General features: G+C 67.6%; 21 protein-coding genes and 1 pseudogene. 13 read left to right on the top strand and 9 right to left on the bottom strand.

Features of this window, described 5'->3' with window-relative positions:
• The first annotated feature begins 69 nt into the window (after positions 1–69).
• Together BCR55_RS14150 and thpR are read left to right on the top strand one after the other, a co-directional pair.
• Positions 70–948 (top strand): SDR family oxidoreductase, encoded by an 879-nt coding sequence (locus BCR55_RS14150; RefSeq protein ID WP_006407687.1) that lies wholly within the window; start codon positions 70–72, stop codon positions 946–948.
• A gap of 281 nt (positions 949–1,229) precedes the next feature.
• Positions 1,230–1,827, top strand: a pseudogene (gene thpR, locus BCR55_RS14155) (RNA 2',3'-cyclic phosphodiesterase).
• Between the two features lie 29 nt (positions 1,828–1,856).
• Here the strand turns inward: thpR and BCR55_RS14160 are convergent.
• The 9 genes from BCR55_RS14160 to BCR55_RS14200 form a co-directional block, all read right to left on the bottom strand.
• Positions 1,857–2,342, bottom strand: a complete 486-nt coding sequence (locus BCR55_RS14160; protein ID WP_175403819.1) for an NUDIX hydrolase — start codon at positions 2,340–2,342, stop codon at positions 1,857–1,859.
• A 218-nt stretch (positions 2,343–2,560) separates the two neighbouring features.
• On the bottom strand, positions 2,561–2,884 hold the full coding sequence (locus BCR55_RS14165; RefSeq protein WP_059938433.1) for a DUF971 domain-containing protein: 324 nt from the start codon (positions 2,882–2,884) through the stop codon (positions 2,561–2,563).
• Entirely contained in the window at positions 2,881–3,882 is a 1,002-nt protein-coding gene (locus BCR55_RS14170; protein ID WP_006407683.1) for a HEAT repeat domain-containing protein, read from the bottom strand. The genes BCR55_RS14165 and BCR55_RS14170 overlap by 4 nt, the downstream gene beginning before the upstream one ends.
• A gap of 40 nt (positions 3,883–3,922) precedes the next feature.
• The gene (locus BCR55_RS14175) at positions 3,923–4,711 is read right to left on the bottom strand and encodes an ABC transporter ATP-binding protein (protein ID WP_006407682.1); all 789 of its coding nucleotides are present in this window, start codon (positions 4,709–4,711) and stop codon (positions 3,923–3,925) included.
• Entirely contained in the window at positions 4,708–5,583 is an 876-nt protein-coding gene (locus tag BCR55_RS14180) for an ABC transporter permease (RefSeq protein ID WP_045594157.1), read from the bottom strand. The genes BCR55_RS14175 and BCR55_RS14180 overlap by 4 nt, the downstream gene beginning before the upstream one ends.
• Positions 5,584–5,620: 37 nt before the next feature.
• The gene (locus BCR55_RS14185) at positions 5,621–7,045 is read right to left on the bottom strand and encodes an ABC transporter substrate-binding protein (protein WP_065494694.1); all 1,425 of its coding nucleotides are present in this window, start codon (positions 7,043–7,045) and stop codon (positions 5,621–5,623) included.
• 47 nt (positions 7,046–7,092) lie between these two features.
• A complete protein-coding gene (locus BCR55_RS14190) occupies positions 7,093–7,338 on the bottom strand; it encodes a ferredoxin family protein (protein WP_006402687.1) in 246 nt (81 codons plus the stop codon).
• 11 nt (positions 7,339–7,349) lie between these two features.
• The gene (locus tag BCR55_RS14195) at positions 7,350–9,089 is read right to left on the bottom strand and encodes a fumarate reductase/succinate dehydrogenase flavoprotein subunit (RefSeq protein ID WP_065494695.1); all 1,740 of its coding nucleotides are present in this window, start codon (positions 9,087–9,089) and stop codon (positions 7,350–7,352) included.
• Entirely contained in the window at positions 9,086–9,862 is a 777-nt protein-coding gene (locus BCR55_RS14200; RefSeq protein ID WP_006402689.1) for a GntR family transcriptional regulator, read from the bottom strand. The genes BCR55_RS14195 and BCR55_RS14200 overlap by 4 nt, the downstream gene beginning before the upstream one ends.
• 291 nt (positions 9,863–10,153) lie before the next feature.
• Here BCR55_RS14200 and BCR55_RS14205 point away from each other — a divergent pair, with 291 nt between their 5' ends.
• The 11 genes from BCR55_RS14205 to BCR55_RS14255 all read left to right on the top strand — a co-directional run bounded on the left by BCR55_RS14205 (position 10,154) and on the right by BCR55_RS14255 (position 20,298).
• Positions 10,154–11,377: an MFS transporter gene (locus BCR55_RS14205; RefSeq protein WP_065494696.1), complete on the top strand. Its 1,224-nt coding sequence runs from the start codon at positions 10,154–10,156 to the stop codon at positions 11,375–11,377.
• 234 nt (positions 11,378–11,611) lie between these two features.
• On the top strand, positions 11,612–12,013 hold the full coding sequence (locus BCR55_RS14210; protein ID WP_006402693.1) for a DnaJ family domain-containing protein: 402 nt from the start codon (positions 11,612–11,614) through the stop codon (positions 12,011–12,013).
• A complete protein-coding gene (gene tadA, locus BCR55_RS14215) occupies positions 12,010–12,573 on the top strand; it encodes a tRNA adenosine(34) deaminase TadA (RefSeq protein ID WP_006411166.1) in 564 nt (187 codons plus the stop codon). Before BCR55_RS14210 ends, tadA begins: the two co-directional genes overlap by 4 nt.
• Before the next feature lie 82 nt (positions 12,574–12,655).
• The gene (gene ldcA, locus BCR55_RS14220) at positions 12,656–13,594 is read left to right on the top strand and encodes a muramoyltetrapeptide carboxypeptidase (protein ID WP_059938411.1); all 939 of its coding nucleotides are present in this window, start codon (positions 12,656–12,658) and stop codon (positions 13,592–13,594) included.
• A gap of 308 nt (positions 13,595–13,902) precedes the next feature.
• Entirely contained in the window at positions 13,903–14,607 is a 705-nt protein-coding gene (locus tag BCR55_RS14225) for a GntR family transcriptional regulator (RefSeq protein ID WP_006407673.1), read from the top strand.
• A 148-nt stretch (positions 14,608–14,755) separates the two neighbouring features.
• Positions 14,756–16,240 carry an NCS1 family nucleobase:cation symporter-1 gene (locus BCR55_RS14230; RefSeq protein ID WP_006407672.1) on the top strand — a complete coding sequence of 495 codons (1,485 nt, stop codon included), beginning with the start codon at positions 14,756–14,758 and terminating at the stop codon, positions 16,238–16,240.
• Between the two features lie 10 nt (positions 16,241–16,250).
• A complete protein-coding gene (locus BCR55_RS14235; RefSeq protein WP_065494697.1) occupies positions 16,251–17,087 on the top strand; it encodes an aspartate/glutamate racemase family protein in 837 nt (278 codons plus the stop codon).
• A 147-nt stretch (positions 17,088–17,234) separates the two neighbouring features.
• Positions 17,235–18,188, top strand: coding sequence for an allantoinase PuuE (puuE, locus tag BCR55_RS14240; RefSeq protein WP_065494698.1), 954 nt, complete (start codon positions 17,235–17,237; stop codon positions 18,186–18,188).
• A complete protein-coding gene (gene uraD / locus BCR55_RS14245; protein WP_006407669.1) occupies positions 18,185–18,706 on the top strand; it encodes a 2-oxo-4-hydroxy-4-carboxy-5-ureidoimidazoline decarboxylase in 522 nt (173 codons plus the stop codon). The genes puuE and uraD overlap by 4 nt, the downstream gene beginning before the upstream one ends.
• A gap of 69 nt (positions 18,707–18,775) precedes the next feature.
• Positions 18,776–19,789, top strand: a complete 1,014-nt coding sequence (gene alc / locus BCR55_RS14250) for an allantoicase (protein ID WP_006402701.1) — start codon at positions 18,776–18,778, stop codon at positions 19,787–19,789.
• Positions 19,786–20,298, top strand: coding sequence for an ureidoglycolate lyase (locus BCR55_RS14255; protein WP_039221241.1), 513 nt, complete (start codon positions 19,786–19,788; stop codon positions 20,296–20,298). Before alc ends, BCR55_RS14255 begins: the two co-directional genes overlap by 4 nt.
• The last annotated feature ends 121 nt before the right edge of the window (positions 20,299–20,419 follow it).

The following is a 20,419-nucleotide window of genomic DNA, read 5'->3' on the forward strand; positions in this document are numbered from 1 at the left end:
ACGTCACTACTTTACCAGGATAGTCTCTGCGCCTAGATTTGTCTCCCTGGCAAACCTGGAGAGCAAATCATGCGTGTTTTCGTTACCGGCGCCACCGGATTTGTTGGCATTCCCACCGTCAAGGAATTGATCGCGGCCGGACATCGCGTCCTCGGTCTGGCGCGTTCGGACGAGGGGGAGAAATCGCTGGCCGCCATTGGCGCGGACGTCCATCGCGGTTCGCTCGAAGATACCGAGAGCCTGCGGGCGGGCGCAGCGGCGGCCGACGCCGTCATTCATCTCGGCTTCGTTCACGACTGGTCGAACTTTGCGCAGTCCTGCGAGATCGATCGCCGCGCCATCGAAACGCTGGGTGCGGTCCTCGCCGGTTCGGACAAGCTTCTGATCGTGACGGCAGGCACGGCGGGATTGGCCGCCCCGGGCCGGCTCGCGACCGAGGACGACGATGTGCCGCCTGATTTCCCGTTTCCGCGCGTGTCGGAGCAGACGGCGCGCTCGCTGAAGGGTGTGCGCGCCGCGGTCGTGAGGCTTCCGCAGGTCCACGACACGGTGCGGCAAGGGCTTCTGACCTACGCCGTCGCCGTCGCGCGGGAGAAGGGGGTGTCCGCGTACGTCGGCGAAGGACGCAATCGATGGGCTGCAGCGCACATCTCGGATGTCGCGCGTCTTTACCGGCTGGCGCTGGAAAAGAACGAGGCCGGCGCGAAATATCATGCCGTGGCGGAAGAAGGTGTACCGATGCGGGATATTGCAGAAGCGATCGGCCGTGCGCTGAAAGTGCCTGTCGCCTCCCTGTCCGCGGAAGAGGCGCCTGCGCATTTCGGTTGGTTGGCGGCATTCGCGGGCCACGATCTCGTGGCCTCGAGCGAAAAGACGCGCAAGGTGCTCGGCTGGAATCCGACGGGGCCTGGGTTGATCGCCGATCTCGAGCGAATCGAGGCGTCCTGAGCAGCGCAGGCGTACAAGAGACGCGCAACTGGCTCCGAGTTCGTCCCGCGGCAAAGACGCCACCGGGCGCCGCAGCGTGATGCCGATGGCGCGCGATTTGCCGATGATCGATTGGCGATAAACCACCGACCATAAATGCGCATCGCTTCCCGATCGCATGTTGCGCCGACACCGACGCCCGGCAACTCGATCTGCCGGGCGTCGCTTTTTCCGCCGCAAGCGGCGCGTCGTTCGATTGACGATAATGGACGCTTGTCCATCGGCATATCGCTAATCGCGCCGTGACCCAACTGACTCTGCCGGGCATCGAAGCGCCGCGGCTGCATCATCGGCTGTTTTTTGCGGTGCAGCCCGATCCGCATACCGCTGCGCGGATTGCCGATGCGGCGCGTCGTCTGGGGCCGGACGCCGCCCGCACCGGGCACTGGGTCGATACGGCGCGCCTGCATGTGACGCTGCATTCGCTCGGCGAGTACATGCACATACCGCCGGACGTGATTGCCCGTGCCCGCGACGCGGCACAGCGCGTCCGCGCGCGTCCGCGCGCGGCCGTTCGACGTGTCGTTCGACCGGATCGTCAGCTTCAGCGGCCGCACCGACGATCGGCCCTGGGTGCTGACCGTGTCCGACGTTTCGCATGAACTGATCGACCTGCAGCGGCAACTCGTCGAGGCACTGAAAAGGACGGGCCTTCGACCGTCGCGCGCGAGCTTTACGCCGCATGTCACGCTGCGCTACGACCGCAGCCGGCGCGCGCCGCACACGATCGAGCCGATCGCGTGGACGGTCAGCGAGTTCGTGTTGATCGACAGTTGGCTCGGCAAGACGCGCCATGACGCGATCGGTCGCTGGCCGCTCGACTTGACCACGCCGATCTGACGGCATCACGCAACGGTGCCGATACCGGTTCAGCGGCGAGGCCGTTCGGCGAGCGCCGATGCCCGCTCGACGGCCCGCCGCGCGACGTCGACGACGCCCGCGCTCATCGGCAGATCGTCTCGACGCTCCAGTTCGTCCACACCGAACCAGCGCGCATCGAGCGCATCGTCACCGGCCGCCGGCGTGCCGCGCAACCATCGGCACAGCACCGCCACCATCACGAAGTGCTGGCGCAGCGTGCCGTCGTCGTCGCGACCGAATGCGTCGAGTGCAGTGAAGACGTCGACTGCCTCGACTTTCACCGCCGTTTCTTCCGCCAGTTCGCGCACGACGGCATCGCGGATCGGCTCGCCCGCTTCGATCTTGCCGCCGGGAAAGCCCCAGCGGCCCGCGTCGGGCGGATTCGCGCGGCGTACGAGCAGCACGTCGCGGCCGCGGAGAACGACGCCGATCACGGCGGGAACGACGCGCACGTTGTCCGTGGCGTCGGCAGCGGAAGAGGACGATGTCGGCATGATCTGAACCCGATACGAACGCGCAAACGGCCTGCGTGCATTCATCGCGCGCTATCAGCGATCGCACGCGGGGCGCGGCGACCGCCACGGGCTCGCGTGTCCGTGTGCCGCGCGCGATGAATGGCCAAGGCCTGCACTCGCCAGTATCGCAGCGTTCGCGCCCGCATGTCGCCGCGCGGCGGCGCCGTATGCATCGGCAGATCCGCGCAGCGAACGGGTCAGACGTCCGCGCACGACGCATCGATCGTCGCGTTCTCTCCGGCATCCCGCAGTTCAGCCAGATACGCCCACGGATAAATGCCGCGCGCATGCCCGTCGCCGAACGCGACGCAGATGCCGTAGCCGACCGGCTCCACGCCGGCCAGCGTCAGATCGGCCGGCGCGACGACGACCATGCCGCGACGGCGCAGCGCGCGGCATGCCGCGCACGGACAGGCACGGCGCAGCCGCGCATAGTCGATGCGCTGCGTGCCGCCGTCGGCCCAGCGCAACGTCAGCGCGCGCGCCGCATGATCGAGCACGACTTCGGTGGGCGCGATCATTGCGTGTCCTCGATCTGCCGGATCGCGATGCGCACGGCTTTGCGCACTTCCGGATCGCGATCGTCGAGCGTCGCATGCAGCGCGGGCAGCGACGCCGGATCGCGCAGTTCGCCCAATGCGAGCGCGGCTTCCTTGCGCAGATTGCTGATCGAGTGCGCGAGCAGCGCCGCGACGGCCGGTGCCGCAGCGGCGTCGCGCAACTGCCCGAGCGCGCGTGCGGCGCGCAGGCGCACCTGCCAGTAATCGTCGTCGAGCGCGGCGACGAGCGGCGCGCGCGCGGCTGCGATCCGCAGCTTGCCGAGCGTCGCGGCCGCTTCCTCGCGTACCTGCCATTCGCGGTCGCGCAGCGCGGCAAGCAGCGCGTCGGCAACGGCGGCGTCGCCGGACGCCGCGAAGCCGAGTGCACCGACCGCGATCCGTCGCACGGCGGCGTCGGCATCGGCGGTCGCGATACGTGCGAGCGGCGCGAGTGCGCGCGCATCCTTGAGCCAGCCCAGCACCGCGACGGCCTCCGCGCGCACGGCCGCGGTGCCGTCCTCGAGCGCGCGCAGGGCGGGCGCATACGCGTCGGGATCGCGCAATTCGCGCAGGCCGCGCAGGACGGCGGCGCGCACGGACGGCTCGGCCCGATCGGCCCAGCGGCACAGCACGGCGCCGGACGCGAGTTCCTTCAGTTCGGACAGGCTCTGCGCCGCACTCGCGCGCACGTCGTCGTCGCGATCGAGCAGCGCCGCGCACAGTGCGTCGACGACGTCGGGCCGCTCCCATGCGCCGAGCACGCGCGCGGCTTCGCAGCGCACGTCGGCGGACGGATCGTCGCGCAGCACGGCGACGAACGTGGGCACGAGCGTCGCATCTTCGAGATCGGCGAGTTCAAGCAGTGCGACGCGACGCACCGATGCGTCGGCTGCGGCGAGCCGCGCGAGTAGCGCGGCGTGGTCGGCGTCATAGGCATCGTAGGCACCGGACGGCGGAAAGGCAGAAGCGGAAAAGGTCATGGATGAAAACCGGATCGGTAAAGGGGCCGGCGCCGCGCAGTCAGCCCGCATCGCGCAGCAAGGCGAGACAGCGGCGCTTGATGTCGACGAAGGCAGGTTCGGTCGTGCTGTCGTCGGTGCGCGGTCGCGCGAGCGGCACGCGAATGTCGGCGACGATGCGCGCGGGCCGCGGCGACAGCATTACGATGCGATCGCCGAGAAACAGCGCTTCCTCGATGTCGTGCGTGACGAACAGCACGGTCGTGCCGATGCGCGACCAGATGTCGAGCAGCAGCGTCTGCATCATCCGGCGCGTCTGCGCGTCGAGCGCGCCGAACGGCTCGTCCATCAGCAGGACGCGCGGCCGGTTGATCAGCACGCGGGCGATTTCGACGCGCTGTTGCATGCCGCCGGACAGTTGCGCCGGATAGTGCGCGCCGAACGCGCCGAGTCCGACGAGTTCGAGCAGTTCGGCGGCCTCGCGGCGGCGCTCGCGCGCGGGCACGCCCTTCATCTTCAGGCCGAACGCGACGTTGTCGATCACGCGCTTCCATGGAAACAGCGTGTGCTGCTGGAACACGAGCCCGCGATCGGGGTGTGGGCGATCGACGCGTTGGCCGTCGACGACGATCTCGCCGCGTGTCGCCGCGACGTGCCCGGCCAGTGCGCCGAGCAACGTCGATTTCCCGCAACCGGACGGTCCGAGCACGCAGACGAATTCGCCGGGTGCGACGTCGAGCTCGAGCGAATCGAGCGCCGCGAAACGCGCGTGCGGCGGACCGAGTTCGATCGTCAGCGCGCGCACGCCGACGCGGCCGGGCGCGGCCGATGCCGATGCGGCGGCGCTCATCGCCGGCCTCCGCGCGGTGCGTACCACGGCGTGAGCGCGCTGCCGATCCGCTTGACGAGCAGGCTGCTGCCCATGCCGAGCAGCCCGATCAACGCCATGCCGACGACGATGTCGGGATAGTTCTGCAGCGTGTACGACGCCCAGGTGAAATAGCCGATGCCGTACTGGCCGGCGATCATCTCGGCCGTGACGAGGCAGAACCACGCGGTGCCCATGCCGATCGACAGCCCCGTGAAGATCGCCGGTGCCGCGCCGGGCAGGATCACTTCCGCGTAGAGCGCGAAGCCGCGTGTGCCGAGGCTGCGCGCAGTCGCGACGAGGCGAGGGTCGACGGCTTCCGCGCCGTGCACGGTGTTCAGCAGGATCGGGAACAGCGCGCCGACGAACGTGATGAACATCATGCTGAGCTCGGACGACGGAAACATCAGGATCGCGAGCGGAATCCACGCGACGGCCGGAATCGGCCGCAGCACCTCGAGCGGCGGCAGCAGCGCGTCTTCGAGCGCGCGATAGCGGCCGATCGCGAGACCGAGTCCGACGCCCGTCACCGCCGCCGCGGCGAAGCCGGCGAGCACGCGCGTAAGGCTTGCAAACAGGTGCATCGGCAGCTTCGGCGAATGCAGTAGCGCCCACAGCGCGGGGCCGACATCGGCCGGGGCGGGGACGTTCGCGAACGTGACGACGCCGAGCGACAGTCGCCAATGGACGGCGGCCTGCCACAGCGCGATGCACGCGACGAGCGACGCGAGCCGCGCGGCACGACGGCGCAGCAGCGGCGGCGCACCGCGTGCGGCGGCATGGGCGGCGCGCGCGTCGCCGGCGCGGGACGGTTCGGAGAGACGGCGTTTGGCAAGCTCGAAGGTCGCGGCCATGCGGATATCCGTATCGATGAGGGGAGAGGCGCGCCGTTCAGCGCGCGGCGAGCGCCGCGGCGGAGCCGGTCCGCGCGGCCGCATAGTCGACGACCGAACCGGACACGCGCTGCGCGTAAGCGTCGGCGCCCGACTTGAGCAGGAACGCGGTGAGGGCGCCGTGCGCGTCCTTCACGTACCAGGCCTGATCGGCGAACAGCTTGAGCCCGCTTGCATGGTCGTGCACGAAGACCGCACGCACCTTCGCAGACGCGCCGAGCTTCGCGAGCGCCGCAAACGCCGACGCCGGATTCGCGTAATGACGCACGGCTTCGTCGCCGGCCGGCCAGACTTGCGCGACGTCGTTGAAATCGCGGATCGGCTTGCCGGTCGACGCATCGTTCGCGACGAGCGGCTGCCGGCCGTAGCGCTTCAGCGCCGCGTCGTAGTCGAGCCCGGACGCTGCGAACGCCGCGCGGATGTAGCGGTCGTCGATGAACGTCGCGGGGTCGGGCGCGGTGTCGGTCTTCTTCAGCAGTTTCAGCGTGTCGATCGCGGTCGCGACGGCCTGCCGGTATTCGGGCTTCCACGTGAGGTCGCGCGTCTGGATGCCGAGCGGACCGTGATACAGATAGTCGACCGGCGCCTCGATCCCGGTGACTTTCTCGATCAGCACGCTGTACTTCTCCGGGTTCTGCGCGAGCAGCCGGTTCGCTTCGATCGCCGCGCGCAGGTACGCGACGACGATTTCCGGATAGCGCTGCGCATACGCGGCATCGACGAGCGCGCCGTGGAAGGTCGGTGCGTGAGTCTGCGCGCCGTCGTAGATCTTGCGCGCGATGCCGCGATACGGGAACAGGTCGGCGAACGGCACGAAATCGGCGTGCGCGTCGATCTTGCCGGCCTTCAGCGCGCTGCCGGCGACTTCGGGCGCCTGCGTGACGATGTTCACGTCGGTGTCGGGATTCCAGCCCTGCGCACGGACCGCGCGCAGCAGCATGCCGTGCGCGGTCGATGCGAACGGCACCGAGATCGTCTTGCCCTTGAGGTCCGCGAACGCGCGCACCGGCGAATTCGTCGGCACGACGATGCCGTTGCCGCTGCCGTCGATGCTGCCGTCGAGCACCGCGATGAACACGCTTGCACGGCCGGCCTTGCGGAACGCGGCGCCGTTCAGCGCGCCGGGGAAGTCCGCCATCGCGCCGAAGTCGAGCTTGCCGGCCACCATTTCGTTGGTGAGCGGCGCGCCTGACGTGAAGTCCTTCCACTGCACGTCGTATTTGACGTCGCGATACTTGCCGGTGCGCGGCAGATACTTGTCGAGCAGGTGCAGTTCGCGGATCAGCAGGCCGCCGGTCGCGCAATTGATCGTCGTGTCCTGCGTGCCGATCGCGACGCGGATCGTTTCGGCGTGCGCGGCGCCTGCGGCCGCGAGCAGGAGCGACGCGGCAAGCAGGCGCAAGGTCCGTAGCGTGGTGTTCATCTGTCGTGAGTCCGGTAGAGGGGAATCGATGGGCAACCGATGCGCGCTCAGCGCAGCAGATACGGGATGTCGACCTTCACGGCGCCGGTCGGGCAGTCGCGTTCGCACGGCATGCAGTACCAGCACTCGTCGAACTGCATGTATGCCTTGCCTTTGCTGACGTCGATCGCGAGCAGATCGAGCGGACAGACGTCGACGCAGACGGTGCAGCCCTTGTCGGCGATGCAGCGTTCCTCGTCGATCGTGACCGGTGCGCTGCTGCGCAGGAAGATCTCGTGCGGGGTATGGGACACGGGCGGGCTCCTCAGAGGGCGGCCGCGACGGCGGCCGGTTCGCGGATGCGCAATTGCGCGTAGGCGGTGCGCTCGTCGTCGGCGAGCGGCACGATGTACGGTTCGACTGGCCGCTTCTCGCTGCGCATCGTGCCGTCCGCGTGCTTGCGCAGCCACGTATGGCAGAACCATTCGGCATCGTTGCGATGCGGATAGTCGACGCGATGGTGATACAGCCCCCAGCGGCTCTCGGTGCGAAACAGCGACGCGCGCGCAGCCATTTCCGCGCAGTCGCGGATCGCGCGCACTTCGGCGGCGCGCATCAGCTCGTGCGGATGCGTGGCCTTGATCGCTTCGATATCCTCAGCGATGTCGGCAAAACGCTGCAGCCCGATTTCCATCTTGCGCGTCACCTTCGGCGGCTGCAGATAGTCGTTCACCATCCGGCGCAGCTTGTATTCGACCTGAGCGGGCGCGAGGCCGTGCTCGCGCGCGAGCGGCGCGAACACGCGCGCGCGTTCGGTCTCGACCTGCGCGGCATCGACGGGCGTGAGTTCGCGGCCGGCGACGTAGTCGGCCGCGTTCTGTCCGGCGAACCAGCCGTACGTGAATGCGCCGAGCATGTAGTTGTGCGGGACCGCCGCCATGTCGCCGGCCGCGTAGAGGCCCGGCACGGTCGTCTCGGCGCGCGCGTTCACGTACACGCCGGAGGCGCTGTGGCCGCTGCAGAAGCCGATCTCCGAGATGTGCATCTCGACCATCTGCCGCCGATAGTCGGTGCCGCGCCCCGCGTGAAAGCGTCCGCGGCTCGGCCGTTCGTTCGTATGCAGGATCTGCTCGATCGTCCGGATCGTTTCTTCGGCGAGATGGTCGAGCTTCAGGAACACGGGGCCGTTGCCGCTTTGCAGTTCCTGATAGAACTCCCACATCATCTGGCCGCTCCAGTAATCGCACTCGATGAAGCGTTCGCCCTTGCCGTTCGCGGTGAAGCCGCCGAGCGGGCCCGTCACGTACGCGCAGGCGGGACCGTTGTAGTCCTTGATCAGCGGATTGATCTGGAAGCATTCGAGATTCGCGAGCGCGGCGCCCGCGTGATACGCCATCGCATAGCCGTCGCCGGCGTTCGTCGGGTTCTCGTAGGTGCCCATCAGATAGCCGGACGCAGGCAGCCCGAGCCGGCCGGCCGCACCGCAGCACAGAATCACGGCCTTTGCACGGATCACGTGGAACTCGGCCGTGCGGCAGTCGAAGCCGAGCACGCCGCTCGCGTTGCCGTGCGCGTCGGTCAGCACGCGCGTCGCGACGATGCGGTTCGTGATCGCGATGCGCGCGCGCTTCAGCTGCCGATACAGCACCTTCTTGATGTCGTGACCTTCCGGCATCGGCAGCACGTACGACCCCATGTGGTGAACCTTCTTCACCGCATAGTCGCCGGTGCCGTCCTTCTCGAACTTCACGCCCCAGCGGTCGAGTTGCTCGATCGTCGCGAAGCTGTGCGTCGCATACGCATGGACCGCTTCCTGATCGACGATGCCGTCGTTCGCGATCGTGATCTCGCGCGTGTACTGTTCGGGCGTCGCGTGGCCCGGAATCACGGCGTTGTTCAGTCCGTCCATCCCCATCGAGATCGCGCCGCTGCGCTTCACGTTTGCCTTCTCGAGCAGCAGCACGCGCAGCGACGGGTCGCGTTCCTTCGCCTTGATCGCGGCCATCGGGCCGGCCGTACCGCCGCCGACCACGACGATGTCGTATTCGAGTACATGGGTGTTCATCGCGGATTCCTTGCAGGTTTGCGCGCCTTGTGCCGCTGCCGGTCGATGCGCAGCCGGTACTGGAAGGCGTCGCCTCGGAAGTAGAGGTGTTCGTAATCGATCGGCGCGCCCGACGCGTCGTGCGTGAGACGCTCGATGCGCAGCACGGGGCTGCCTTCCTCGACGCGCAGTGCATCGACGATCTCGTCGTCCGCGAGAATCGCGTCGATCGCCACGTCGGCATGGCCGAGCGGCACGCCGCAGTCGTTCTCGAGGATCAGGAAGATGTCGCGCGTCGCGAGATCGGCGCTTGCGATGCGCTTGCCGAGCGCTTCGGGCAGCCACGTGCGCTCGAGCGACACGGGTTCGCGGTTCAGCAGCCGCACGCGATGAATCTCGACGAGCGGCGCATGCTCGGGCACGTTCAGCTTCGCGGCGAGGTGACGGTCGGCCTTGACGATGCGCAGGCTGCGCAACTGGTTCACGATCTCGTAGCCCATCGACGACATCGCTTCGGCGAAGCCCTGCAGCGACGTCACGTTCTGGAACGCCTTCGGTTTCGACACGAACGTGCCCTTGCCATGCAGCTTGAACAGCAGGCCTTCCTTCTGCAGATCGCCGAGCGCCTGGCGTACGGTGATGCGGCTCACGTCGAACATCGCGCAGAGTTCGTGTTCGGACGGCATCCGGCTGTGCGGCGCATAGGTGCCGTCGAGAATCCGCGCGCGCAGCGTGTCCTTGATCTGCACGTAGAGCGGGGCGGGCGACAGCGGTACGACGTTCGGTGCGGGCATCGGCTGACTTGTTATGACAAGAAGGCTCGAGTGTAGTCAGCGCGATCGCCCGGCCCAACGAAGCATTTCTGCTTTTCACTTTCCGATTTCGGAAAAGCGCATGCGTTCCGGCCATGCGGCGCGATGCGGTCGACGAAAAAAATCGCCGGCCGTGTCGCTGCGGATGTCGATTTCGCACGGCGCCGTTCGTCGTGTTCAGGTCGGCCGGTGCGCGGCCGCAGCGCCCGATCGCTGCGCCGCGCTGCGCGGCGCGGCTTTTGCTTTCGATCCGATACGACAAGGAGACGTGACATGCCGGAATCCCGATACCGCTGGGTGATCGTCGCCGCGGGTGCGCTGATGGGCTGCATCGCGGTCGGCGCGATGTTTTCGCTGCCCGTGTTTCTTCGTCCGATCGCGCGCGACACGGGCTGGTCGATGACCGGCATTTCCGCCGCGATGACGATCGGTTTTCTCGCGATGGCGTTCGCGAGCATCGCGTGGGGCAGCCTGTCGGACCGCATCGGCACGCGCGCGGTGGTCGTCGCGGGCGCGATCCTGTTGCCCGCGAGCCTCGCGCTCGCGAGCCGCGCGCCTTCGCTCGTCGCGTTTCAGGCGATCTTCGGGCTGGCGGTCGGCGGCACGACGGCCGCGATGTTCGCGCCGATGATGGCGTGCGTAACGGGCTGGTTCGACACGCACCGCAGCCTCGCGGTGTCGCTGGTGTCGGCCGGCATGGGCATGGCGCCGATGACGATGTCGCCGCTCGCCGCCTGGCTCGTGTCGACGCACGACTGGCGGACGTCGATGCTGACGATCGCGGCGGTTGCGGCCGCGACGATGATCCCCGCGTCGCTGCTCGTGCGTCGCGCACCGGCGCTGGCCGGTACGGACGGCACGCACGGTGCACCGGCCGCCGCGGGCGGCGCGGAAGCGCCGATGACGGTCGCGCACGCGCTGCGCTCGCCGCAGTTCGCACTGCTGCTGCTGACCAACTTTTTCTGCTGCGCGACGCACTCGGGGCCGATCTTTCATACGGTCAGCTATGCGGTGACCTGCGGAATCCCGCTGATCGTCGCGGTGTCGATCTACAGCGTCGAAGGGCTCGCGGGGATGGGCGGCCGGATCGTGTTCGGCGTGCTCGGCGATCGCGTCGGCGCGAAGCGGATGCTGGTCGCCGGGCTGCTGGTCCAGGCGCTCGGCGCGCTGGCTTACGCGTTCGTGCGCACGCTCGACGGCTTCTACGCGGTCGCGACGCTGTTCGGCTTCGTCTATGCGGGCGTGATGCCGCTTTATGCGGTGCTCGCGCGCGAAAACTTCCCGCTGCGGATGATGGGCACCGTGATCGGCGGCAGCGCGATGGCCGGCAGCCTCGGGATGGCGGCAGGGCCGGTCGCCGGCGGGCTGATCGTCGATACGTTCGGCAGCTATGGCTGGCTTTATGTCGGCTCGTTCGCGATCGGCGTCGGCGCCTGTCTGATTGCGACGATGTTCCGTCCGTTTCCTGCCGCGCGGCCCGACGCGGTGACCGCGTGATCGCGCGCGCGGCGGCATCGCGCGGCGGGCATGCCGGCGGCTGGCGTCCCGCGCGGCGGGCGCCACACGCCACACGCGTAGCAGCCGCATGCCTGCGCGGAACGCGTGCCGATCGGCCGGCATGCGCGGCGATTCCGGCCCTAAAAACCACAATATCGAGCATATGCTCGAAGGGGCCTGTCATACGGGCGTCACCCTGCTAGAATTCGGCTGCCGCATTGTTCCGATTGACTGATGAGACTGCTTGACGCTCTGGTCGAACAGCGTATTGCCGCCGCCGCCGCGCGGGGCGAGTTCGACGATTTGCCGGGTACCGGCGCGCCGCAGGCGCTCGACGACGACCTGCTCGTGCCCGAGGAGGTGCGGGTGGCCAACCGTATCCTGAAGAACGCGGGGTTCGTGCCGCCGGCCGTCGAACAGCTGCGCGCATTGCGCAATCTGCAGGACGAACTGCAGGCTGTCAGCGACCGCACCGCGCGGTGCCGGCTGCAGGCGAAGATCCTCGCGCTCGACATGGCGCTCGAATCGTTGCGCGGCGGCCCGATGGTAATGCCGCGCGAATACTGCCGGCGCATCGCGGAACGTCTGTGCGAGCGCGGGCTCGACGAGGTGTCCGCCGAAGCGGGGCCGATGTGAGCTCCGACACGCTGCACGACGCAGCGGCCGATTTCCCTTCGACAGCAGCCGCGCCGGCCTCGGCGCGCGACGTGCATTTCATGCGCCTTGCGCTCGCCGCGGCCGAAGAGGCGCGCGCGGCCGGCGAAGTGCCGGTCGGGGCAGTGCTCGTGCGCGGCGATGAAGTGCTCGCGCGCGGCTTCAACCATCCGATCGGCGGCCACGATCCGTCCGCACACGCCGAAATGGCCGCGCTGCGCATGGCCGCGCAGCATCTGCAGAACTACCGCATGCCGGGCTGCGAACTGTACGTCACGCTGGAGCCGTGCCTCATGTGCGCGGGCGCGATCATGCATGCGCGCATCGCGCGCGTCGTATTCGGCGCCGCCGATCCGAAAACCGGCGTATGCGGCAGCGTGATGGATGCGTTCGCGAATCCGCAGCTGAACCACCATACGGAAGTCGTCGGCGGCGTACTCGCGAACGAGTGCGGCGCCGCGCTGAAGTCGTTTTTTGCCGAACGCCGGCGCGCGCTGCGCGACGCGCGGCTCGCGCGCGACGCGGCCGCCGGCGAATCGTAGCCGGCACGGCGCGCGGCTGCCTCCGTGAACCGGCGCCGGTTCGGTCCCTCTAAGCAGTTCCACGATCCCGACACCTTTCGCCATGTCCTTTCAGCCCGCCGCGTCCTACACCATCCGCCTGCTTGCACCGTCCGGCTATCCGCACGATCCGGACGCGATCAATCGCGCGCTCGAGCGGCTCAGCGTCGCGCAACAGCGCATCGAGAACATCGAGGCGACGCAGCGCCGCTTCCAGCGCTTCGGCGGCACCGACGGCGAGCGCGCGAGCGACCTGAACCGGCTGGCGGATCCGGCGCGGCCGCTGCCCGACATCGCGCTTGCGGTGCGCGGCGGCTACGGCGCCGCACGAATCCTGCACGGCCTCGACTATCGCGGGCTCGAACGCCGGCTGCGCGACCAGCCGATCGCGCTCGTCGGCCACAGCGATTTCACCGCGATCCAGCTCGCGCTGTACGCCAAGGCGCGGATCAAGAGCTTCGGCGGGCCGATGCTGTCCGCGGACTTCGGCGCGGAAACGCCGAGCGATTTCACGATGCAGCACTTCTGGCAGACGCTGACGCAGCCGACCACAACGATCGTCGCCGACGCGCCGCAGGTGCAGTCCGTCAACGTGACGGGCACGCTGTGGGGCGGCAACCTCGCGATCCTCGCATCGCTGGTCGGCACGCCGTACATGCCGGACATCGAGGGCGGGATCCTGTTCATCGAAGACGTCAACGAGCAGCCGTTCCGGATCGAACGGATGATCTACCAGCTGCATTTGTCCGGCGTGCTCGCGCGCCAGCAGGCGCTCGTGCTCGGCCAGTTCACCGGCGCGCGGCCGTTCGAGTACGACAACGGCTACGACATGCAGGCGATGATCGACCAGGTGCGCGCGGTGATCGGCATTCCCGTCGTCACGGGGCTGCAGTTCGGCCACGTGCCCGATCTGTTGACGCTGCCGTTCGGCGCACGTGCGCAGCTCGTCGCGAACGCGCACGGGTTCCGGCTGACGCTGTCGGATTATCCGCATCTCGGCTGAGCGGCGGCGCGGATCGGACAAGGCGGGGCGTCCCGCCTTTTTCTTCGAGCAATTGCGCAACTAACGGCCGTCTTTTTCTACCGCCCGAAACGGGAAGGCGAATGGGCCGTGCACCAATTTTGTCGACAAAATGGCGGGCAGGGTATACGACGAGAGCCGCCTCAAACGGGTGTGAACGCCTTGCTGCGCCTGATTTTGATGCACGATGCACCGGTTTCGCGCGGCGCGATGCGCTCGAAGTGTGCACAATACGGGAAAAGAATTGTTGACAATCTTTATGTCCGTTCTACGATAAGGACCATCACACGATGCAGATCATGAACGAGCCCGAATCCACCCCGTCCGCGGCCGCCGGCCACGAAGCGATCGCCGAACGGATCCGCACCGCGATCCTCGAGCATCGGCTCGCGCCCGGCGCGAAGCTGACGGAGGCGCAGCTGTGCGAGGTGTTCGGCGTGAAGCGCGGGACGATCCGGCAGGCGCTCGCACAGCTCGCGACCGACAAGCTCGTCGATCTCGAGCCGAACCGCGGCGCGTTCGTCGCGAGCCCGACGCTGCAGGACGTGCACGAAGTGTTCGAGATGCGCCGCATCATCGAGCTGGCAGTCGTCGAGCGGATCGCCACAGGCCCGAGCGCGAAGCGGCTCAAGGGCATCGCGGCGCTGATCGACAAGGAGCGCAAGGCGTTCGAGCGGCACGACTTCGCCGCGTGGATCCGGCTGTCGGGCGAGTTTCATACGGCGCTCGCCGCACTGACCGGCAATGCGACGCTCGGCGAGTGCCTCGAAGGGCTCGTCGCGCGCTCGACGCTGATGTCCGCGCTGTACGAGTCGCATGGACGCAGCCCGTGCTCGTTCGACGATCACGGCGAGATTCTGGCGGCGCTCGAGACGGGCGACGCGAAGCGGGCGGCCGCGCTGATGGCGCAGCACCTGCAACATGTCGAATTGAAGATGCTCGACCGGCCCGCGCAGGGCCAGGTCGATTTGCGCGAAGTGTTCGGCGGCGCCTGAACGGCGACCCGGGCTCGACGACGCGCCACACCACAGAGCAATGCAGGTCCGCGGCTCGCGCCGCGGGCCGCGGGTCCGACTCCGGACGACGATCCGGGGCGTTATCGATGACGGTGGAGCGGCCATCCGGCCGCGTCAAGGAGAAGTCATGGCTCAGTTCAGTGTGGCGCACGACAGCGCCTATCCGGCGCAAGAAGGCGGCGAGGGCGGCGGCCCCGCGTTGCCGGGCGGTTACAGCGAGCGTCTGTACAACGAAGATTTGGCACCCCTGAAGAATCAGACGTGGGGATCGTACAACATCTTTGCGTTCTGGATGTCCGACGTGCACAGCGTCGGCGGCTACGTGTTCGCGGGCAGCCTGTTCGCGCTCGGGCTCACGAGCTGGCAGGTGCTGATCGCGCTGATCGTCGGCATCAGTCTCGTCAACGTGCTCTGCAACCTGATCGCGCGGCCGAGCCAGCAGATCGGCGTGCCGTATCCCGTCGCGTGCCGCGCGACGTTCGGTGTGCTCGGCGCGAACGTGCCGGCCGTGATTCGCGGGCTGATCGCGATCGCGTGGTACGGGATCCAGACGTATCTCGCATCGAGCGCGCTCGTGATCGTCGTGCTGAAGTTCTTCCCGCAGTGGCTGCCGTATGCGGACGTTCATCGCTACGGCTTCCTCGGCCTGTCGGCCGTCGGCTGGGCCGGCTTCATGCTGCTGTGGGTGCTGCAGGCGCTGGTGTTCTGGAACGGGATGGAGACGATCAAGAAGTTCATCGACTTCGCGGGTCCGGCCGTCTACGTCGTGATGTTCATCCTCGCCGGCTACATGGTGTGGCGCGCGGGCTGGCGCAACATCGGGATCAACCTCGGCGGCGTCAAGTATCACGGCGCAGAAGTGATCCCGGTGATGATCACGGCCATCTCGCTCGTCGTGTCGTACTTCTCCGGACCGATGCTGAATTTCGGCGACTTCTCGCGGTACTGCCGGTCGTTCGGCGAAGTGAAGCGCGGCAACTTCTGGGGGCTGCCCGTGAACTTCCTCGCGTTCTCGCTCGTCACCGTCATCACGACGGCCGCAACGCTGCCGGTGTTCGGCGAGCTGATCACCGATCCGGTCGAGACGGTCGGCCGCATCGATCATCCGACCGCAGTGATTCTCGGCGCGCTGACCTTCACGATCGCGACGATCGGCATCAACATCGTCGCAAACTTCGTGTCGCCCGCATTCGACTTCTCGAACGTCGCGCCGCGGCTGATCAGCTGGCGCGCGGGCGGGATGCTCGCGGCCGTCGCGTCGGTGTTCATCACGCCGTGGAATCTCTTCAACAACCCGGCCGTGATCCACTACACGCTCGACGTGCTCGGCGCATTCATCGGCCCGCTGTACGGCGTGCTGATCGCCGACTTCTATCTCGTCAAGCGCGGCCGGCTCGTGCGCGACGATCTCTACACGATGTCGGAGAGCGGCACTTACTGGTACACGGGCGGCGTGAACCGCCGCGCGCTCGCCGCACTGCTGCCGGCCGCGGTGATCGCGATCGTCTGCGTGATGATGCCGGGCTGGCAAGGCGTCGCGAACTTCTCGTGGTTCATCGGCGCGGCACTCGGCTTCGTGTTCTACCGCGTGCTCGCCGGCACGCAGCGTTGAGGAGCGCGCCATGCAGATCAAGCTGATCAATCCGAATACGACGCAGCGGATGACCGACGCGATGGGCCGCTGCGCGCGCCAAGTCGTGGCGCCCGGCACGCAGATCGTCGCGGTGAGCCCGACGATGGGTCCGCCGTCGATCGAAGGTTATTACGACGAGGCGCTCGCGACGCCCGGGCTGCTTGCCGAGATCGCGCAGGGCGAACGCGACGGTGTCGACGCGTACGTGATCGCCTGTTTCGGCGATCCGGGCCTGTACGCGGCGCGCGAACTCGCGCGCGGCCCCGTGATCGGGATCGCCGAAGCCGCGATGCATGCGGCGAGCGTGCTCGCACCGGGCTTTTCGGTCGTCACGACGCTCGCGCGCACGTGCGGCATGGCGTGGCACCTCGCGGAGCGCTACGGGATGAAGCGGTTCTGCCGCAACGTGCGCGCGACCGACGTCGCGGTGCTCGAGCTCGACCGGCCCGGCTCGGCCGCGCGCGCGATCATCGTCGACGAATGCCGGCGCGCGCTCGAGGAGGACGGTGCGGACGCGATCGTGCTCGGCTGCGCGGGCATGGCCGAGTTCGCGCACGAGATCGAACAGCAGATCGGTGCACCGGTCGTCGAGGGCGTGACCGCGGCCGTCAAGTGGGCGGAGGCGCTCGTCGCGCTGCGCCTCGCGACGGCCAAGCGCGGCGATTACGCGCGCCCGCTGCCGAAGCGCTACGACGGCGAGTTCGCGCGTTTCAGTCCGCCGAACGACGCACTCGCGGCGTCGCCGGCCGGCGCCGGCGCGCGAAGCGGGGCGGCCGCAGCGGAGCCGGCGCCCGATTTGCCGCAACCGCACATACACGCCGTCTGACATGCACTATCTGCGCCGCTGTATGGGCGCGTATGGGCGTTTTCGCTACACTGGGCCGTCGTCGCATCGGCCCGTGCAGCCGGCTTCCGGCGTTGCGCGGGCGGTGCGAACCCATTATTTCAGCAAGCTTTCGTCGCACTTCGAACCATGGCATACGATTCCAACTATCCTCGCGACCTGATCGGCTACGGTCGTCATCCCGTGCAGGCGAACTGGCCGGGGCGCGCCCGTGTCGCCGTGCAGTTCGTGCTGAACTACGAGGAAGGCGGCGAGAACTGCGTGCTGCACGGCGATCCGGGCTCCGAGCAGTTCCTGTCCGAAATCGTCGGCGCGGCCGCGTATCCGGATCGTCACATGAGCATGGAGTCGATCTACGAATACGGTTCGCGGGTCGGCGTATGGCGAATCCTGCGCGAGTTCGAGAAGCGCGGGCTGCCGCTGACGGTGTTCGGCGTCGGGATGGCGATCGAGCGTCATCCGGAAGTCGCGCGCGCATTCGTCGAGCTCGGCCATGAAATCGCGTGCCACGGCTGGCGCTGGATCCATTATCAGAACGCGACGCCGGAGCTCGAGGCCGAGCACATGCGGCTCGGCATGGAAGCGATCGAACGCGTGACGGGCGTGCGCCCGCTCGGCTGGTACACGGGCCGCGACAGCCCGAACACGCATCGCCTCGTCGCCGAATACGGCGGCTTCCTGTACGACTCCGACTACTACGGCGACGATCTGCCGTTCTGGATGGACGTCGCGGTGTCGAACGGCGGCACGACGCCGCAGCTGATCGTCCCGTACACGCTCGACACGAACGACATGCGTTTCGCGACGCCGCAAGGCTTCAACACGGCCGACCACTTCTTCCACTATCTGCGCGACGCGTTCGACGTGCTGTACGAAGAGGGCGACGAAGCGTCGAAGATGATGTCGATCGGCATGCACTGCCGCCTGCTCGGCCGGCCGGGCCGGTTCCGTGCGCTGCAGCGCTTCCTCGATCACATCGAAAAGCACGACCGCGTATGGGTGACGCGCCGTGTCGATATCGCGCGTCACTGGCGTGAACATCATCCGTATCAGCCCAATCATCAAAACGAAGGGAAAGCATGAAGGCGATGCGTTACACGTTGGAACAACTGAACACGATGGCGCCGGGCGCATTCGTCGCGGCGCTGTCGGGGATCTTCGAGCATTCGCCGTGGGTCGCCGAAGCGGTCGCGGCCGACCGTCCGTTCGAGAGCGTCGACGCGCTGCACAAGGCGATGTCGGGCGCGGTCGAGGCGGGCGGCGACGCACGCCAGCTCGCGCTGATCAACGCGCACCCGGAGCTCGCCGGCAAGGCGGCGGTGCGCGGCGAACTGACGGCCGAGTCGACGCGCGAGCAAAGCGGCGCGGGCCTCGACCAGTGCACGCAGGAAGAATTCGACAAGCTGCAGACGCTGAACCGCACGTATCGCGAGAAGTTCGGCTTCCCGTTCATCCTCGCCGTGCGCGGCTACGATCGGCACGGGATCATCGCGAATTTCGAAAAGCGCGTGAATCATTCGCGCGACGAGGAACTGCGCACGAGTCTCGACCAGATCTACCGGATCGCGCGCTTCCGCCTCGACGACCTGATCGACGCCTGACACCGCAACACGGCCTGCTGCGTGGCAGCGGCCTCCACGCATCACTGGCATCACTGACAAGGAAACATCATGGCCCTCCCGCTTCTCGATCCCGATGCACCCGATTTCACGCGGCGCTACGTGAATCTCGCCGATCCGCGTCTCGGTGCGCAGGCGCTCGAGGCCAGCGACGATTTCTTCGCGCCGAAGGAGCGCATGCTGAACCCCGAGCCGGCGGTGTTCATCCCCGGCAAGTACGACGATCACGGCAAGTGGATGGACGGCTGGGAAACGCGCCGCAAGCGCACGACCGGCTACGACTGGTGCATCGTCAAGCTCGCGCGGCCCGGCGTAATCAAGGGTGTCGACATCGACACGAGCCATTTCACGGGCAACTTCCCGCCGGCCGCGTCGATCGAGGCCGCGTACGTGGCCGACGGCGCGCCGACGCATGCGACCGAATGGGTCGAGATCGTCGCGTCGACGGCACTGCAGGGCAACAGCCACCACTACGTCGAAACCACCGACGTGCGCGCGTTCACGCATCTGCGCGTGAACATCTATCCGGACGGCGGCATCGCACGGCTGCGCGTCTACGGCCAGCCGCAGCTCGACTGGGCCGGCGCGAGCGCGACCGAGCAGTTCGATCTCGCGGCGATGGAAAACGGCGGCTACGTGGTGGCCGCGAACAACCAGCACTTCGGCGCCGCATCGAACATGCTGCTGCCCGGCCGCGGCGTGAACATGGGCGACGGCTGGGAAACGCGTCGCCGCCGCGAGCCCGGCAACGACTGGGCGATCATCGCGCTCGCGCAGCCGGGCGTGATTCGCCGCATCGAAGTCGATACGGCGTTCTTCAAGGGCAACTATCCGGACCGCTGCTCGATTCAGGCCGCGTACGTGTCGGGCGGCACCGACAGTTCGCTGATCACGCAGTCGATGTTCTGGCCGGTGCTGCTCGGCGAGCAGAAGCTGCAGATGGACAAGCAGCACTACTTCGAACAGGAAATCGCGTCGCTCGGGCCGATCACGCACGTGCGGCTCAACATCATTCCGGACGGCGGCGTGTCGCGCCTGCGCCTGTGGGGGACGCTCGACAAATGAAGACGCTGACCATCGAACCGCTGACCAAGGAAGCGTTCGCGCCGTTCGGCGACGTGATCGAGACGGAAGGCGCCAAGCAGATCCCGATCAATCTCGGCACGACGATCCGCTTTCACGATCTCGCGAAAGTCGACGTCGAGGACGAAGGCGGGCGCACGCTGATCAACCTGTTCCGCGGTCAGCCGCGCACGCTGCCGTTCGAAGTGAAGATGCTCGAGCGGCATCCGCTCGGCAGCCAGGCCTTCGTGCCGCTGAACGACCGGCCGTATCTGGTCGTCGTCGCGCCCGCGGGCGATCTCGACGAGTCGAAGATTCGTGCGTTCGTGACGAGCGGATGGCAGGGCGTGAACTATGCGAAAGGCGTCTGGCATCATCCACTCATCGCGCTCGGCGAAGTCAGCGATTTCATCGTCGTCGATCGTGGCGGTGACGGGCTGAATCTGAACGAGCAGGATCTGCGCGAATCGCTGTGGCTGACCGAGGAGGCGCTCGACGCAGTGATGGCCTGAGTGGTTGGTCGATCGTAGTGCGATACATGGACCCGCGCGATTCGCGCGGGTTTTTTTATGCGTGCTGTGTGGCGTTATGGTGCGACGGACGATTCCTCGTTCGTATGGGCGTATCTCATGG

The sequence above is a fragment of the Burkholderia sp. CCA53 genome (assembly GCF_001685525.1).
Taxonomy (GTDB): domain Bacteria; phylum Pseudomonadota; class Gammaproteobacteria; order Burkholderiales; family Burkholderiaceae; genus Burkholderia; species Burkholderia multivorans.

Coding starts and splice junctions, on each gene's coding strand:
- BCR55_RS14210 (WP_006402693.1), top strand. CDS start 11,612: ATGAGACTGCTTGACGCTCTGGTCGAACAGCGTATTGCCGCCGCCGCC.
- BCR55_RS14195 (WP_065494695.1), bottom strand. CDS start 9,089: ATGAACACCCATGTACTCGAATACGACATCGTCGTGGTCGGCGGCGGT.
- BCR55_RS14180 (WP_045594157.1), bottom strand. CDS start 5,583: ATGGCCGCGACCTTCGAGCTTGCCAAACGCCGTCTCTCCGAACCGTCC.
- BCR55_RS14200 (WP_006402689.1), bottom strand. CDS start 9,862: ATGCCCGCACCGAACGTCGTACCGCTGTCGCCCGCCCCGCTCTACGTG.
- BCR55_RS14205 (WP_065494696.1), top strand. CDS start 10,154: ATGCCGGAATCCCGATACCGCTGGGTGATCGTCGCCGCGGGTGCGCTG.
- BCR55_RS14185 (WP_065494694.1), bottom strand. CDS start 7,045: ATGAACACCACGCTACGGACCTTGCGCCTGCTTGCCGCGTCGCTCCTG.
- puuE (WP_065494698.1), top strand. CDS start 17,235: ATGGCATACGATTCCAACTATCCTCGCGACCTGATCGGCTACGGTCGT.
- BCR55_RS14225 (WP_006407673.1), top strand. CDS start 13,903: ATGCAGATCATGAACGAGCCCGAATCCACCCCGTCCGCGGCCGCCGGC.
- BCR55_RS14160 (WP_175403819.1), bottom strand. CDS start 2,342: ATGCCGACATCGTCCTCTTCCGCTGCCGACGCCACGGACAACGTGCGC.
- BCR55_RS14175 (WP_006407682.1), bottom strand. CDS start 4,711: ATGAGCGCCGCCGCATCGGCATCGGCCGCGCCCGGCCGCGTCGGCGTG.
- BCR55_RS14165 (WP_059938433.1), bottom strand. CDS start 2,884: ATGATCGCGCCCACCGAAGTCGTGCTCGATCATGCGGCGCGCGCGCTG.
- BCR55_RS14235 (WP_065494697.1), top strand. CDS start 16,251: ATGCAGATCAAGCTGATCAATCCGAATACGACGCAGCGGATGACCGAC.
- uraD (WP_006407669.1), top strand. CDS start 18,185: ATGAAGGCGATGCGTTACACGTTGGAACAACTGAACACGATGGCGCCG.
- ldcA (WP_059938411.1), top strand. CDS start 12,656: ATGTCCTTTCAGCCCGCCGCGTCCTACACCATCCGCCTGCTTGCACCG.
- alc (WP_006402701.1), top strand. CDS start 18,776: ATGGCCCTCCCGCTTCTCGATCCCGATGCACCCGATTTCACGCGGCGC.
- BCR55_RS14150 (WP_006407687.1), top strand. CDS start 70: ATGCGTGTTTTCGTTACCGGCGCCACCGGATTTGTTGGCATTCCCACC.
- BCR55_RS14170 (WP_006407683.1), bottom strand. CDS start 3,882: ATGACCTTTTCCGCTTCTGCCTTTCCGCCGTCCGGTGCCTACGATGCC.
- BCR55_RS14230 (WP_006407672.1), top strand. CDS start 14,756: ATGGCTCAGTTCAGTGTGGCGCACGACAGCGCCTATCCGGCGCAAGAA.
- BCR55_RS14255 (WP_039221241.1), top strand. CDS start 19,786: ATGAAGACGCTGACCATCGAACCGCTGACCAAGGAAGCGTTCGCGCCG.